This window comes from Pseudoalteromonas sp. TB51 (assembly GCF_000498055.1).
GTDB lineage: Bacteria > Pseudomonadota > Gammaproteobacteria > Enterobacterales > Alteromonadaceae > Pseudoalteromonas > Pseudoalteromonas atlantica.
The window spans coordinates 1-673 of sequence record NZ_AUTO01000003.1; the positions used below are offsets into that span (position 1 = coordinate 1).

Below are 673 nucleotides of genomic sequence, written 5' to 3' on the forward strand. Positions count from 1 at the left end.
CTTGACTGCAATGTGGGTGCAAAACGCAGCCAACATAAGCTAGGCAAGGCCTTCGACTGCAGCTTTAAAAACTACACTGCCCAGCAAGTACGTAACTACGTATTAGCCCACCCGCAAGAATTCCCCTATATCACTGCCATTGAAGGTCAAGTGAGTTGGTTTCATTTTGATGTACGCACGCCTACATGGAAGGGCATTAAAGTATTTAACCCGTAAGGACCACCCATGAACCAAGAACAAGAAAACTTATTATTTCAAGCCATCGGTGAAATTCAGGGTAGTCAGGCGGCTATTTTAAATGACTTAAAAGACATTAAAGCCGATATCCATCAAAGCATCGAAAAAAGCGAAGCGCGCCAAAAAGAGATAACTGACGGATTAAAGCTTGATATAGAAAAAAGCGAAAAACGCCAGATTGCAGCCATTAATAAGCAAGATGACCGCTTAGCGAAGGTTGAAGAAAAACTAACAAACCAACGCGTTAAAGTAGCTGCCATGGGTGGCACTGCGGGTTTGGCTGTATCGTTAATTGCCTACGCTGTAAAAAATGGGATGGCAGGCTAATGGCACACCCAGCTGAAAAGAAGAACGCAGTTCGTCACAGCTATGTAACAGAGTTGCTTGCGTTGAGTGTTGCTGCGATTAAGCACAATGTGGCCGATGGGACCGCAAG

General features: G+C 44.7%; 2 protein-coding genes and 1 pseudogene. All 3 read left to right on the plus strand.

Features of this window, described 5'->3' with window-relative positions; genetic code table 11:
• Positions 1 to 216: pseudogene (locus tag L650_RS0100080) on the plus strand (hypothetical protein); the annotation flags it as partial.
• Positions 217 to 225: 9 nt separating this feature from the next.
• Complete coding sequence (locus L650_RS0100085; RefSeq protein ID WP_004586543.1) at positions 226 to 564, plus strand: hypothetical protein; 339 nt, start codon at positions 226 to 228, stop codon at positions 562 to 564.
• On the plus strand, positions 564 to 673 hold a 110-nt coding region (locus L650_RS0100090), incomplete at its 3' end, for a DUF1804 family protein (RefSeq protein WP_029771662.1). The genes L650_RS0100085 and L650_RS0100090, both read left to right, overlap by 1 nt.